The sequence below is a fragment of the Bacillus cereus group sp. TH152-1LC genome, from assembly GCF_027710505.1.
Taxonomy (GTDB): Bacteria; Bacillota; Bacilli; order Bacillales; family Bacillaceae_G; genus Bacillus_A; species Bacillus_A mobilis.
On record NZ_JAQFNK010000002.1, the window covers coordinates 449740 to 462806 of the forward strand.

A 13067-nucleotide genomic window follows, 5' to 3' on the forward strand; every position below is an offset into this window, starting at 1 on the left:
TATAATTGATTATATTTTTGAATTTTTTTGACAAAAGGCAATGGTTTTGTTGACGTTTTCAAACTTTTTTGACAAAATAAAATTATGCAATAGTAGGACAAGGAATCTACTAATAAAGGGGATGGAGAAATGTTTTCAAATATTGGCTTTCCAGGATTAATTTTAATTTTAGTAGCTGTACTTATTTTGTTTGGACCGAAAAAATTGCCGGAAATCGGAAAGGCTTTAGGGGAAACGTTAAAAGAATTTAAAAAATCAACGAAAGAATTGACTGATGATGCATTTCAAGAGAAGGAAAAGAAAGAAAAAATGTAATGAATTTTCCTCGAAATGGATAAATAAAGTGTGGTGAACGAGATGGAAGATCGGGAAATGAGCGTAGTAGAACATATTGTTGAGCTTCGCAAACGAGTAATATATACAGTGCTATCCTTTGTACTATTTTTAATTGTTGGATTTACTTTTACGAAGGATATTTATTTTTGGCTTGTAAAAGATTTACCAATGAAATTAACTGTTCTCGGTCCAAGTGATGTATTATGGATTTTTTTCTCGATTGCTACAGTATTTGCTATCGTTTGTACAATTCCTTTTGCTGCTATACAAATTTGGTTATTTGTAAAACCGGGTTTACATCCAAATGAACAAAAAATGACAGTAATGTATATACCGGTATTGTCTATATTATTTATTGCAGGTTTATGTTTTGGATATTTCGTTGTAATGCCGTTTTTATTTCATTTTTTAACTACGATAGGTAATGAAATGTTTAATACGATGTTTACGACAGAAAAGTATTTTCATTTTGTTCTAAATTTAACAGTTCCATTTGCTGTAATTTTCGAATTACCTGTAGTTGTAATGTTTTTAACAAGTATTGGATTGCTGACGGCGGAATTTCTAATAAAAATTAGAAGGTATGCTTACGTAGCGTTGATTATCATTGCATCGTGTATATCACCGCCTGATTTTTTATCACATAGTTTAGTAGCGGTGCCGCTTATTTGTATTTATGAAATTAGTATCGCTTTATCAAAGATTGTTAGTAAACGAAAAAAGAAAAGAGAAGAAGAAATACAGTCGAAAAGTGCCTCGTTATAAAGGCACTTTTTTTATTTAGTTGTTATACTATAGCTATAAACGTATACAATATAAAGAAGAAAAAAATTATAGAATCTCCAAAATTTAGACAAACTTTGCGCTTTACTAAGTTTATACTAAAATCATTCAGCAATATACGGATAACGAGATTCCTGTCTTATCGGATATTTAGGACGGAGGATGGATTAGGTGGAGATGAATAGAGTATAAATCTTTTAATCAAAAGGACTACAGGGATTGACTAAGTATACTTTTGTATTCATAGAAGTCGCCACTATAAACAACGTGTTACAGCGTAAAGTAGAGGAAGTTCAAAAATCCAATGAAAAAGAGGATTGATATTGTGATTACGAAAAGTTTTTATTTCACTCATTCAACAGGGGATTGTATTAAAATATTCGAAATCCCTGTCCTACAGGCGCAGCATCCATTATCGTTTCTAATTCAGTCTCGTCTTCAATTGTTTATTGCAAAAATTCAAAAACAAAAGCACCCAAGATTTTCGTATTCTTTCCGTGAATATTTACAAAATTGTTTGAAGTGGAATGATTATTTAAATGTATATAATACAAATACCCTTGAAAAAAATGCATGATACGGAGTATGGACAGGGTTAATAAACTCTGTCTTTTTCATTTTAGGTATAAAAATATAATTAATTTGGTGAAATTTGTTCGAAATTGTTGAAAGCACAGGGAATGCTAGTATAATAACAAGGAGAGCGTATTGGAAAGGGAAGAATATAATATGCAAAAAATTAAAATTGTAACAGATTCAACTGCAGATTTAGCGCAGGATGTAATCGAAAAGTATGGCATTCATGTGCTACCATTATCAATCTCTGTAAATGGACAAACATATTTAGATCGTGTTGATTTACAACCTGATGAATTTATTGAAGAAATGATCAAGTCAGAGGAATTACCAAAAACATCACAACCGGCAATGGGTACATTTGTAGAAATGTATGACAAGTTAGGTGAAGATGGAAGTGAAGTGCTTTCCATTCATATGACAAGTGGAATGAGTGGTACTGTGGCAACTGCCAATAGTGCTGCATCAATGACCGATACAAAAGTAACAGTTGTTGATTCTCAATTTATTACACATGCTTTAGCATATCAAGTAATAGAAGCTGCGAAAATGGCAAATGAAGGACGCTCACTAGAAGAAATTTTAAAACGTGTAGATGAAGTGAGGAAGAATACTCGTTTATATGTAGTAGTAGATACATTAGAAAACTTAGTGAAGGGTGGGCGTATCGGTAAAGGAAAAGCGTTTATCGGTTCGCTACTTAATATAAAACCAATTGCTAGCCTTGAAGATGGTGTTTATAACCCTGTAACGAAAGTGCGTAGCCAAGGTCAAATTGTAAAAACGTTAGCTAAGTTATTTGAGGAAGATACAGCTGGAAAAGTTGTAAAAGCTGTTGCGATTCCACATGCGAAAGCAATTCCTTTAGCTGAAAATGTAAAAGCGGCTGTTGAAAAAGTAAGTGGATTTGCTCAATCAGAAATTTTCTTTACGACGCCTATTATTAGTACTCATACAGGTCCGGGTGCAATCGGATTTATGTATTTAGCAGAGTAATAAAAAAGCTACTTGAAATTTATTTCAAGTAGCTTTTTTATGTGAATAGAAAGTAAGAAATAAGAAGGGTTATACAGGCACTCCCGCTAATGATATAGCGAGTCTGTAAATATTCATTCATAGAAAACACCCACTGATTAAAGTTTCACTTTATGATTTTCTATAGTATATGTTGGATATAGAAAATAAGTAGTTACGTTATACGTGTAACGTTTCACTTTTTTCATTTGTTTGCTTATCATTTGTTACGCTATTAGAAGTGAAAGTTTGGCCTAAAAAGAGGACATGCAGTTGTTCCCACGGTAACATACGTAAATTCCAATTATTTCGAAGCCTGGTTACTGCCTCACGAGGTGTTTCATCGGCGAGTGCAAAAGCTCCGTAATGCATCGGTATAAAGTGTGCAGCGTTTAAATCTAAATAAGCTTGCACAGCCTCTTCAGGTGAAACATGAGATACTTTCATAAACCATTCTGGTTCATAAGCGCCAATTGGCATAAGGGCAATATCAATTGAAAAGCGTTTGCCAATTTCTTTGAAACCTTGGAAATAACCACTGTCACCACAAAAATAAATGGTTTCTTTCGTTGTTTCATTATTAATAATCCATCCCCCCCAGTGAGAGGTATTCATATCAAATAAGGATCTTCTCGTCCAGTGCTGGGCAGGTACGAAGTGAATGGAAACATCATTAACTGTTGTATTTTCCCACCAATTATACTCTTCTACGTGAGTGAATTTTTTGCGAGTAAATAATTTTTTCAGTCCAATAGGTACAAGGTATAAAACATCATCATTTAGCTGGCGGAGCGTTGAAAAATCTAAATGATCATAATGACCGTGCGAAATGAGGACAATATCAATTTTAGGTAGTTCTTGTATAGAAAGGCCCGGTTCAGTAAGTCTTGGAACTAATTTTAATTTAGTAGCCCAAACTGGATCTGTTAATATATTCAGCCCATTCATTTGGATAAGGAATGTAGAATGGCCAATCCAAGTTACAGTCGTCTTTTCAAAGTTGTTTTGTAGGAATTTGCTTTGTTTAATAGGTGATTGTTCTACTAAAAAAGAAAAATCCTTTTTATTTTGTTTTCGCTCTTTTCGCCAACGTATGAAGGAACGAATTGATTTTTTTGTGCTTACATTATCCATATTTTCATAACGTTTTGTCATGAACATCACCTCATTTAAAATCGTTGTAATTGTATTGTACCGAAATGTTGTTAAGGAATACAGTGAATAACATGGATGAATGTTTAACGAATTGTTAAAAAATAGGGGGATACGTTTACAAAAGTAACAATAAAATTAGTTTTGCAAATTCTATTTAGAGATATAATAGTGAAAAAATATATTTTGTCTAGTAATTCGCTTGAAATAAAGAAGTAACATACGTAAATTCGTACGATTTCGTGAACAAATGTAGTAAACAATTTTCTCGTAGTGTTAACTTTTGTTATGATAAACATAACCTATTTAAATTTAGGATAGAGAAAAGAGGTTTATATATGAAGCGTTATCAAAAAATAATTGGTCTTATGGTTGTATTTTGTCTCTTTGTACTTGCTGGATGTAGTGAATCGGGTTCAAAGCTTCGTAAACCATTGAATTGGGATTTAGAAACTTTCCAATTTACAAATCAAGATGGAAAGTCATTTGGTACAAAAGATTTAAAAGGGAAAGTCTGGGTTGCTGACTTTATGTTCACAAATTGCCAAACAGTTTGTCCACCAATGACTGCTAATATGGCAAAACTACAAAAGATGGCCAAAGAAGAGAAATTAGACGTTCAGTTTGTTTCGTTTAGTGTAGATCCAGACCTTGATAAGCCGGAGAATCTGAAGGCTTTCATTCAAAAGTTTACAGAGGATACTAGTAACTGGAATTTATTAACGGGTTATTCGTTAGAAGATATTACAAAGTTTTCAAAAGATAATTTCCAATCACTTGTAGATAAACCGGAGAATGGTCAAGTTATGCATGGTACATCATTTTATTTAATTGATCAAAACGGAAAAGTAATGAAAAAGTATAGTGGCATTAGTAATACGCCGTACGAAGACATTATACGTGATATGAAGCGATTAGCGGATTAAAAAGAAGGGTGCAAAGCACCCTTCTTTTTTTTACATTAGTCTATGGATAAAATGTCATGCTGTTGTGGTAGTTTTGGTGCTCGAATTTCTAACACGCCGTTTTGATACGAAGCTTTCGCTGCTTTTTTATTAATTGAGTAGGGTAATTTAATCAATCTTGATGCTTCTGAAATGGAACGTTCTCGGCGATAATAGTTATGAGATGTTTCTTCCTCGACCTCTTCAAGTATCTCTTCTTTTACAGAGACTTTTAAGTATTCACTTTGTATTTCAATTTGAATTTGTTCTTTTTGTATACCTGGTAGTTCAGCTGTAACAACGAGTTCTTCACCAACTTCATATAAATCTACAGGGAATGTTAATAAACGGTTTCCTTTTTGGAAAAAATGATTTAAATCAGCGATTACATTGCGAAGTGGTGTTTGCTCGAAGAAATCATCAATTTGCTTTAAATAATTGCGAACCGGTGGGCGAGAAGAGTCTTTTTTTTCTTCACTCATGGTATTCCCTCCTAGAAATCAATTTGCAATATCATATGACAAAAGCGGAGAAAGGTGACTGCCTAGTTTTCATGTTTTCATAAAAAATTGTTAAAAATGTGAAATGGAGTGATTTTTTTATAGTTTTTGGTCGCCATATTCAATTGATTATGCTAGTATAAATAGGGTTGATATAGTAGTATATAGACAGAATGAAAACTGAAAGAGGGTAAGAAGTATGTGTGGTTTTGTAGGATGTTTATGTGAAAACCCTAGAGAGTTTTCAGAAACAGAAAAACATCAATTTGAAAATATGAACACGATGATTTTCCACCGCGGTCCAGATGACGAAGGATATTTTCGTGATGAACATGTACAATTTGGCTTCCGCCGTTTAAGCATCATTGACTTAGAGGCAGGACATCAGCCGCTAACTTATGAAAATGATCGATATGTAATTATTTTTAATGGTGAAATTTACAACTATGTAGAATTACGTGAAATGTTACTTGAAAAAGGTGCAACGTTTGCAACGCAATCTGATACAGAAGTTATCATTGCATTGTATGCACATATGAAAGAAAAATGTGTAGACTATCTTCGTGGTATGTTTGCATTTATGATTTGGGATCGAGAAGAGAAGAAACTTTTCGGTGCACGTGACCACTTCGGTATTAAACCTTTATACATTGCACAACAAGGTGATACTACATTCTTCGCATCTGAGAAGAAAAGTATTATGCATGTGATGGAAGATAAAGGCGTTAATCCAACGTCACTACAACATTACTTTACGTACCAATATGGTCCAGAGCCAGAAACATTAACAATTGATGTTAATAAAATCGAGCCTGGTCATTATTTCGTAAAAGAAGTTGGTAAAGAGATGGAGATCCATCGCTACTGGAAACCTTATTTCAATGCTTCAAGTGCAACGAAAGAGGAGCATATCCAAGCAATTCGTGATGTGTTATATGATTCAGTAAAAGTGCATATGCGCAGTGATGTACCAGTAGGTTCATTCTTATCTGGTGGTATCGATTCATCTATTATCGCTTCTATCGCAAGAGAAATGAATCCAAATCTTTTAACATTCTCTATTGGTTTTGAACAACGTGGCTTCAGTGAAGTTGATGTTGCCAAAGAAACTGCTGAGAAATTAGGCGTTAAAAACCATAACGTATTCATTTCAGCGAAAGAGTTTATGGATGAGTTCCCAAAAATCATTTGGCATATGGATGATCCTTTAGCAGATCCAGCAGCTGTACCATTGTACTTCGTTGCAAAAGAAGCACGTAAGCATGTAACAGTTGTTCTTTCAGGTGAAGGTGCAGACGAGCTATTTGGTGGGTATAACATTTATCGTGAGCCAAACTCACTAAAAATGTTCTCTTACATTCCTAGCCCGGGTAAGAGCGTTCTAAAAGCATTAAGTGGTGCTCTTAAAGAAGGCTTTAAAGGAAAGAGCTTCCTAGAGCGTGGATGTACGCCAATTGAAGAGCGTTACTATGGAAACGCGAAAATCTTCCGTGAAGAAGAAAAAGTTGAATTAATGAAGTATTACAATGAAAGTGTTAACTATATGGATATCACGAAACCATTGTATAACGAAATTAAAGATTATGATGATGTAAGCAAAATGCAGTACATTGACATGTTCACATGGTTACGCGGTGACATTTTATTAAAAGCTGATAAGATGACAATGGCAAACTCATTAGAACTTCGTGTACCGTTCTTAGATAAAGAAGTGTTCGATGTTGCATCTAAAATTCCAACTGAATTTAAGATTGCTAACGGAACTACGAAAGCTATTTTACGTGAAGCAGCACGCGGAATCGTTCCAGATCACGTATTAGATCGTAAAAAACTTGGATTCCCAGTACCAATTCGTCACTGGTTAAAAGACGAAATGCATGATTGGGCTATCAATATTATAAACGAGAGTAAAACAGAGCATTTAATCGACAAACAGTACGTATTAAACTTACTGGAAGCACATTGTGCAGATAAAGGCGATTATAGCCGTAAAATTTGGACTGTACTTGCGTTTATGGTATGGCATCAAATTTATGTTGAGCATAAATACGATACGAATAAGTTCCACGAAGAAACGAAACGTGCGTATAGCTTAGTTTAATTAGAAAAACCTTAAGATCGCATACGATCTTAAGGTTTTTTTCATAAATAGAACGAATTATTGATACAATAATAGTAAAAGGATGGACAACATATGATTACGTTTGAAAAAGTAAATGTAGAAAATGAAAACGTTGTTAAAGAAATGTTTCGCTCACATAGTTTAAGTGAGAATCAGGTACAGTATTGTGTGAAAGTTGATGATACATATATTGGTGTAATAGATTATTGTGTTCAAGAGGAGAGTGCGGTTTTATCTCAGTTAATTATTCACTTTGATTATCAAAGTTACGGTTATGGAACAAATACGTATTTTACATTTGAAACGATGATGAAAGAAAGAAATGTGAAAGAGATAAAAGTAATACAAACGGAATTAACGGAACAAGCTAAATCTTTCATAGAGAGCTTTGGTTTTAATGAAGAAAATGGAATATATGTGAAAAAAATATAACGATGCGTAGTTACGCGGGATAAATATAAGGCAGGTGGATATATGATGATGACTTCTGGTCTTGTATTAATTGGAGGGTGTTTTCTAGTAGCAGAGCTAATCCATATGTTCATTCGAAAAAGAATGAATAAGAAGAAAAAGCCGTATGAATTACAATATGCCCCTGTGTTTTTCCTTTTATTTTGTATGCTGATTACATTACAAAACATAATGAACTTTCCGCCGCTATTAAATATTTTTTTAAAGTTCGGTTTGCTGTATAGTAGTACTGGAATAGCTCTTTTATTCTTTTTATTTTGCATACGTTATATTCACTATCAATCGTATATATTTATTTTAAATTGGTTAAAGCAAAATGAAAGAAACCGCCTTACATAAGGCGGTTTCTTTGTATTTATAATAGCTTTGAAAGTTATAGTAAGTAAACAGTTTTATCTAATAGAAGTTCCATATAACACGCAATACGAACTGCTATGGGTGCAATCTGAAATGAAATAACAAGATACAGATGTTTTTATATATAAAGCTCAAAAATTCATTAGAATTTATTGAAATGATTAGATGATTCCACATATTATCTGTTGTTAGTATGTGGTACTATATATTCTTAATCTATAACGTAAGTAAGTGTATAAATTTGAAATGTAAATCAACTAGCTTATCTTAAGTGCTGACAAATTGAAGAAGGAAATTTTTTAGGAGGTATCGTTTTTGTATGTTTAATATTGATATGTTATTTCTTGAATGGATGACCAGTCTGGAGGGAAGTGTACTTACAATACTTTTCAAATTTATATCCAGTATTGCAAATAAAACGCTGTATTTAGTTATTATTTCGATTTTATATTGGTGTGTTTCTAAAAGAAAAGCATTTCATATGATTGTTATACTTTGTTTTTCTGGGTATATAGGGATAGTGGTAAAAGAATTCATGAAAATCCCAAGGCCGTATACATACGAAGGAGTTCAAGCTTTATATGAAAAATCCGTCGCAGGATATTCTTTTCCAAGTACACACGTCCAGTTAGGGGCAACGTTTTGGAGTTCGTTCATGAGTTTATGTAAAAAGAGAATCATTTGGATCATTGGAATTATTTTTATAATATTGGTTGCTATTTCTCGTCTTTATTTACGTGTACATTGGCTTAGTGATATAGTAGGAGCTGTTTTAATTAGTGTCATAGTTGTTTATTTATATACGAAAGTAACAGTGGAATTAAATGATAGGAAATTTATATTGTTACAACGAATTGTATTGGCTGCTTCCCTCATAATGTATTTCGTGACAGACCAAATAGATAATTTAAAGTTGCTTGGAGTTTTGACAGGTTCTACGATTGGTATCATGTTAGAAAATCATTTTATTAAAATGATTGAAAATAATAATTTTAAAATACAAGTAGTAAAAACAGTATTAGGTCTTAGTTTCATGTTCATGATACAGCTCATACTAAAAAAAATAATACCTGATATGTATTATTTACGTTATGTATTGACTGGAATTACAATTACTTTCTTATGTCCATTTCTATTTCACATGTTACGGTTAAAAAATGTGAGTAGCAAATAAGTACAAAAATATTTTGAATAAAAATGAGATCTAAATTATATATATTGAAAAAGTTTTCTGATATATCTATTGACAATGTATGAGATATACATTACTCTTTAGAATGTGAATGATAATCAGTTTCAACTAGGGGGGCTTATGACACGCACTAAAAACTTGTTTATATTTTGCGTTATGTTATTAACGATCATAATCGCAGGGTGTAGTAAAGAAGAGAAGAAAGAAAATGATACATCAGCTAAAGCAAAAGATTCATATACAATAAAGCATGCAATGGGAGAAACGACAGTAAATGGTACACCAAAAAGAGTTGTCGTTTTAACAAACGAGGGTGCTGAAGCGCTTTTAACTGTTGGAGTAACACCAGTCGGAATGACAAAACCACGTGCTGGTGATGAATGGTATCCTCATTTAGCGAAAGAGTTAAAAAATACGAAAGTAGTAGGAACTGAGCGTGACATTAATTTAGAGGCGGTAATGAAGCTTCAGCCGGATCTAATTATCGGAAATAAAATGCGTCACGAAAAAATATACGAGCAGTTAAAAGAAATCGCGCCAACAGTATATGCTGAAACGTTGCGCGGTGATTGGAAAGAAAACTTTACGCTGTATACAAAAGCTGTAAATAAAGAAAAAGAAGGGCAAAATGCTCTTAATGATTATAAAAAGCGTATTACAGCAATAAAAGAACAATTAGGTGATAAAATTAACTCTAAAGTTTCCATTATTCGCTTCGTCCCAGGTGATGTCCGTATTTATCAAAAAAATTCATTCTCAGGCGTTGTATTAAATGATATTGGATTTAAACGACCACCACTACAAGATAAAGATGAATTTGCGATAAAAGGAATTACAAAAGAGCAAATTCCAAATATGGACGGGGACTATATATTCTATTTCACATCTGATAAAGATGCGGATAAGAATAATGAAGGAAACACGTTAGCGAAAGAATGGACAGAAGATCCACTTTTTAAGCAGTTACAGGCTTCTAAAGATAATAAAGTATTCCAAGTAGATGAAGTGATTTGGAATACAGCAGGTGGTATTGTAGCTGCCAATCTTATGTTAGATGATATTGAAAAATATTTTCTGAAGTAAATGAACGGTCGAGTACATCACTTTAAATGAGTGATGTACTTTTTCATTTATAAAAATACAGAAAATTCCTTCTTTTGGATGCGGATAAGTTGTACAATTAAACCAATCATGGAATAAAGGAGTGGAAATAAATGAAAGCTACTCATAAAGATTGGATTTTGTTTAACGGAAGAATGGTAAATACGAAGGAAGAACAGCCGATGATTCCATTAGAGGAGAGAGGATTTCAATTTGGCGATGGTATATATGAGGTTTTCAGACTATATGATGGGAAGCCACATTTATTAGATTTACATTTAGAACGATTCTTTAATTCTATGGAAGAAATAAAAATAATTCCACCGTTTACTAAGGAAGAGTTGGTGGAAGAATTATATCAAATGATTGAAAAAAATCACTTTCAAGAAGATGGGAATGTATATTTGCAAATATCAAGAGGTGCTCAAGCACGTAATCATGTGTATGAATCAAATATGGAACCAACATATTTTGCAAATATAGTTTCATTTCCAAGGCCAATTGCAGCTATGGAACGAGGAATAAAAGTTACTGTAGAAGAGGATATACGTTGGAAGTTCTGTCATATAAAATCTTTAAATCTGCTACCTAATATTATGATTAAAAATAAAATAAACGAACAAGGTTATCAAGAAGCAATATTAGTACGAGATGGAATTGTAACGGAAGGGTGTCATTCAAATTTCTTTATGGTGAAAAATAATAAATTAATTACACATCCGGCTGACAATTTCATTCTCCACGGCATTACACGCCACTTCGTTATTACGTTAGCGAAAGAGTTACATATTGAAGTAGAAGAACGAGAATTTTCATTACAAGAAGTATATGAAGCTGATGAGTGTTTCTTCACAGCGACACCACTTGAAATATTCCCAGTCGTTCAAATAGGTGATGAACAGTTTGGAACCGGGGAAAGAGGACCAATTACAAAGAAACTCCAAGTTACATATGAAGAAAGTATTCGTTTGTTTAAAGTTACGAACTAATATTGAAGAAAAAAGCTGGTATTCCTCCAGCTTTTTTTCATGATATAATTCAAGCATAGGACAAGATTTGAAAACGCTGTAAAAAGGGGATTTAATGTATGAATTATGAAGATTTTAAAGAATTAATTCACGGTAGACGAAGTGTTAGGAAGTTCACAGAACAAGAAGTATCCACTAGTGATATAAAAGAAATTATTGATTGTGCTCGTTATGCGCCGAGTGATACGAACTCACAAACTTGGGAGTTCTTGGTCATTATGAACCGAGAGAAAATTAAAGAAATTGAACAAATGACATGGGATGCATTACATAAACTTGCGGCAAAAGCGGCAGAAAACGGAGAAGAGAAAGCAGGGAAATTACTTACACGTTCTTTCGGGCCATATGCGACAGCTTTCTCGGAGGCGCCAGTATTAATCGTATGTTTGGCCACACCATATGAATCAAAGTTTCGTGAAAAGATTTTTGATCCAATTGCTTTTGTTCCAGATTCAGTTTGGGAAGAAGAAGGAATTAAGAGCAGCTGTTTAGCGGCACAAAATTTAATGCTAGCTGCACATGCGAAGGGACTTGGTACTTGTCCGATGACAGGACCAGTATTGTTAGCTCAAGATGAACTACGACAATACTTACAAATTGAGCCTGAAAAACAAATAAATATGGTTATTTCACTCGGTTTTCCGAAAGATAAGCCGAAGAAACTTCCAAGAAAAGAAGTAGATGAGATTACAACATTTGTTTTTTAAAGCCCAAAATAAAAAGACATTGAATGAACAATGTCTTTTTATTTTGGGTAGGTATGTAATTCAATTGTTAGGCTAAAATGATAGATAAGAGGGAATTACTATTTATTTCATAAAAAAAATTAATGTTCTATTAAGGAAAGTATGATACATTAATCGTGAGCAATATTCTATTTGTTCATGAAAGTGTTGAAAGTAGTCTTAAAATTTAAAAGTTATTTTTGTATAATAAATTATAATGAAATGACAGGGGGGATGAATTTTGAAAAAATTCATAATCACTGGATTGTCTGTATTGTTACTAGCTGGTTGCGGTACTCCACAGGAAAAAGAGGGTACACAATCAAAGCAGGAAGAAAAAGTTGTAAACGCAAGTAATGAGAATGTAGTTGTATTTCCTGAAGGAGCAGTGTCAGTCGGAGAAGGAAAAGTGAAAGTTATTACTCCAGATGGCACCTCTGAAAATGGCAATATACCGGCTGTGTTCATCAAAAAGGATACTTTAATTCAGCAAGTTGAATTAGAGCTTTCTAATTTTCAAAACGATAAAGAAACATTTATATTTGTAGATCAAGTATATACAGATAAACATCAAGTCACTAGTACAACACAGACAACCGTACAATTAAAAGAAAAAACGCTTGAGACAGGTAATCATACGGTTACTGCAGTTCAGTATGAAAACAATGACCCGAAAGGAAAGGTTATTAGTTTTAATCAAGCAACATTTGAGACAAAGCCTGCGTCTTAATAAGAATAAAAAGTACATTACTCAAAAAGTAGTGTA

General features: G+C 33.1%; 15 protein-coding genes. 13 read left to right on the forward strand and 2 right to left on the reverse strand.

The genetic code is table 11. From position 1 onward, the window contains the following. Positions 1 to 129 precede the first annotated feature (129 nt). The 4 genes from PDL00_RS08815 (at position 130) to PDL00_RS08830 (ending at position 2691) form a co-directional block, all read left to right on the forward strand. Positions 130 to 315: a twin-arginine translocase TatA/TatE family subunit gene (locus PDL00_RS08815; RefSeq protein WP_000492443.1), complete on the forward strand. Its 186-nt coding sequence runs from the start codon at positions 130 to 132 to the stop codon at positions 313 to 315. 42 nt (positions 316 to 357) lie between these two features. Continuing rightward, complete coding sequence (tatC, locus tag PDL00_RS08820; protein ID WP_000390140.1) at positions 358 to 1101, forward strand: twin-arginine translocase subunit TatC; 744 nt, start codon at positions 358 to 360, stop codon at positions 1099 to 1101. Between the two features lie 343 nt (positions 1102 to 1444). Then, a complete protein-coding gene (locus tag PDL00_RS08825) occupies positions 1445 to 1696 on the forward strand; it encodes a DUF2535 family protein (protein WP_033656333.1) in 252 nt (83 codons plus the stop codon). 152 nt (positions 1697 to 1848) lie between these two features. Beyond that, complete coding sequence (locus PDL00_RS08830) at positions 1849 to 2691, forward strand: DegV family protein (RefSeq protein WP_076539187.1); 843 nt, start codon at positions 1849 to 1851, stop codon at positions 2689 to 2691. Between the two features lie 198 nt (positions 2692 to 2889). On the opposite strand, the gene PDL00_RS08835 is transcribed toward PDL00_RS08830, so the two are convergent. Next, on the reverse strand, positions 2890 to 3864 hold the full coding sequence (locus PDL00_RS08835; RefSeq protein ID WP_242252024.1) for an MBL fold metallo-hydrolase: 975 nt from the start codon (positions 3862 to 3864) through the stop codon (positions 2890 to 2892). A gap of 335 nt (positions 3865 to 4199) precedes the next feature. On the opposite strand from PDL00_RS08835, the gene PDL00_RS08840 reads away from it, so the two are divergent. Beyond that, positions 4200 to 4787, forward strand: a complete 588-nt coding sequence (locus PDL00_RS08840) for an SCO family protein (protein ID WP_000833337.1) — start codon at positions 4200 to 4202, stop codon at positions 4785 to 4787. Positions 4788 to 4822: 35 nt separating this feature from the next. On the opposite strand, the gene PDL00_RS08845 is transcribed toward PDL00_RS08840, so the two are convergent. Continuing rightward, entirely contained in the window at positions 4823 to 5287 is a 465-nt protein-coding gene (locus tag PDL00_RS08845) for an Hsp20/alpha crystallin family protein (protein WP_001288088.1), read from the reverse strand. A 217-nt stretch (positions 5288 to 5504) separates the two neighbouring features. Between PDL00_RS08845 and asnB the strand changes: the two genes are divergently transcribed. The 8 genes from asnB (at position 5505) to PDL00_RS08885 (ending at position 13031) form a co-directional block, all read left to right on the forward strand. Then, positions 5505 to 7406: an asparagine synthase (glutamine-hydrolyzing) gene (gene asnB / locus PDL00_RS08850; protein WP_000333823.1), complete on the forward strand. Its 1902-nt coding sequence runs from the start codon at positions 5505 to 5507 to the stop codon at positions 7404 to 7406. Between the two features lie 93 nt (positions 7407 to 7499). Further along, positions 7500 to 7859 (forward strand): GNAT family N-acetyltransferase, encoded by a 360-nt coding sequence (locus tag PDL00_RS08855; protein ID WP_242252035.1) that lies wholly within the window; start codon positions 7500 to 7502, stop codon positions 7857 to 7859. 48 nt (positions 7860 to 7907) lie between these two features. Then, complete coding sequence (locus PDL00_RS08860) at positions 7908 to 8237, forward strand: hypothetical protein (RefSeq protein WP_242252195.1); 330 nt, start codon at positions 7908 to 7910, stop codon at positions 8235 to 8237. 337 nt (positions 8238 to 8574) lie between these two features. After that, complete coding sequence (locus PDL00_RS08865) at positions 8575 to 9429, forward strand: phosphatase PAP2 family protein (protein ID WP_270728597.1); 855 nt, start codon at positions 8575 to 8577, stop codon at positions 9427 to 9429. A gap of 138 nt (positions 9430 to 9567) precedes the next feature. Then, the gene (locus PDL00_RS08870) at positions 9568 to 10530 is read left to right on the forward strand and encodes an ABC transporter substrate-binding protein (RefSeq protein WP_242252046.1); all 963 of its coding nucleotides are present in this window, start codon (positions 9568 to 9570) and stop codon (positions 10528 to 10530) included. A 131-nt stretch (positions 10531 to 10661) separates the two neighbouring features. After that, a complete protein-coding gene (gene dat / locus PDL00_RS08875) occupies positions 10662 to 11537 on the forward strand; it encodes a D-amino-acid transaminase (protein ID WP_270728602.1) in 876 nt (291 codons plus the stop codon). Positions 11538 to 11635: 98 nt separating this feature from the next. Further along, entirely contained in the window at positions 11636 to 12283 is a 648-nt protein-coding gene (locus PDL00_RS08880) for a nitroreductase family protein (RefSeq protein WP_242252061.1), read from the forward strand. A 259-nt stretch (positions 12284 to 12542) separates the two neighbouring features. Then, on the forward strand, positions 12543 to 13031 hold the full coding sequence (locus PDL00_RS08885) for a hypothetical protein (RefSeq protein ID WP_270728607.1): 489 nt from the start codon (positions 12543 to 12545) through the stop codon (positions 13029 to 13031). The last annotated feature ends 36 nt before the right edge of the window (positions 13032 to 13067 follow it).

Excerpts from the sequence above, each read along its gene's own strand:
- PDL00_RS08840 (WP_000833337.1), top strand. The coding sequence starts at position 4,200 with ATGAAGCGTTATCAAAAAATAATTGGTCTTATGGTTGTATTTTGTCTC.
- dat (WP_270728602.1), top strand. The coding sequence starts at position 10,662 with ATGAAAGCTACTCATAAAGATTGGATTTTGTTTAACGGAAGAATGGTA.
- PDL00_RS08865 (WP_270728597.1), top strand. The coding sequence starts at position 8,575 with ATGTTTAATATTGATATGTTATTTCTTGAATGGATGACCAGTCTGGAG.
- PDL00_RS08880 (WP_242252061.1), top strand. The coding sequence starts at position 11,636 with ATGAATTATGAAGATTTTAAAGAATTAATTCACGGTAGACGAAGTGTT.
- PDL00_RS08855 (WP_242252035.1), top strand. The coding sequence starts at position 7,500 with ATGATTACGTTTGAAAAAGTAAATGTAGAAAATGAAAACGTTGTTAAA.
- asnB (WP_000333823.1), top strand. The coding sequence starts at position 5,505 with ATGTGTGGTTTTGTAGGATGTTTATGTGAAAACCCTAGAGAGTTTTCA.
- PDL00_RS08835 (WP_242252024.1), bottom strand. The coding sequence starts at position 3,864 with ATGACAAAACGTTATGAAAATATGGATAATGTAAGCACAAAAAAATCA.
- PDL00_RS08815 (WP_000492443.1), top strand. The coding sequence starts at position 130 with ATGTTTTCAAATATTGGCTTTCCAGGATTAATTTTAATTTTAGTAGCT.
- PDL00_RS08870 (WP_242252046.1), top strand. The coding sequence starts at position 9,568 with ATGACACGCACTAAAAACTTGTTTATATTTTGCGTTATGTTATTAACG.
- PDL00_RS08845 (WP_001288088.1), bottom strand. The coding sequence starts at position 5,287 with ATGAGTGAAGAAAAAAAAGACTCTTCTCGCCCACCGGTTCGCAATTAT.
- PDL00_RS08860 (WP_242252195.1), top strand. The coding sequence starts at position 7,908 with ATGACTTCTGGTCTTGTATTAATTGGAGGGTGTTTTCTAGTAGCAGAG.
- tatC (WP_000390140.1), top strand. The coding sequence starts at position 358 with ATGGAAGATCGGGAAATGAGCGTAGTAGAACATATTGTTGAGCTTCGC.
- PDL00_RS08830 (WP_076539187.1), top strand. The coding sequence starts at position 1,849 with ATGCAAAAAATTAAAATTGTAACAGATTCAACTGCAGATTTAGCGCAG.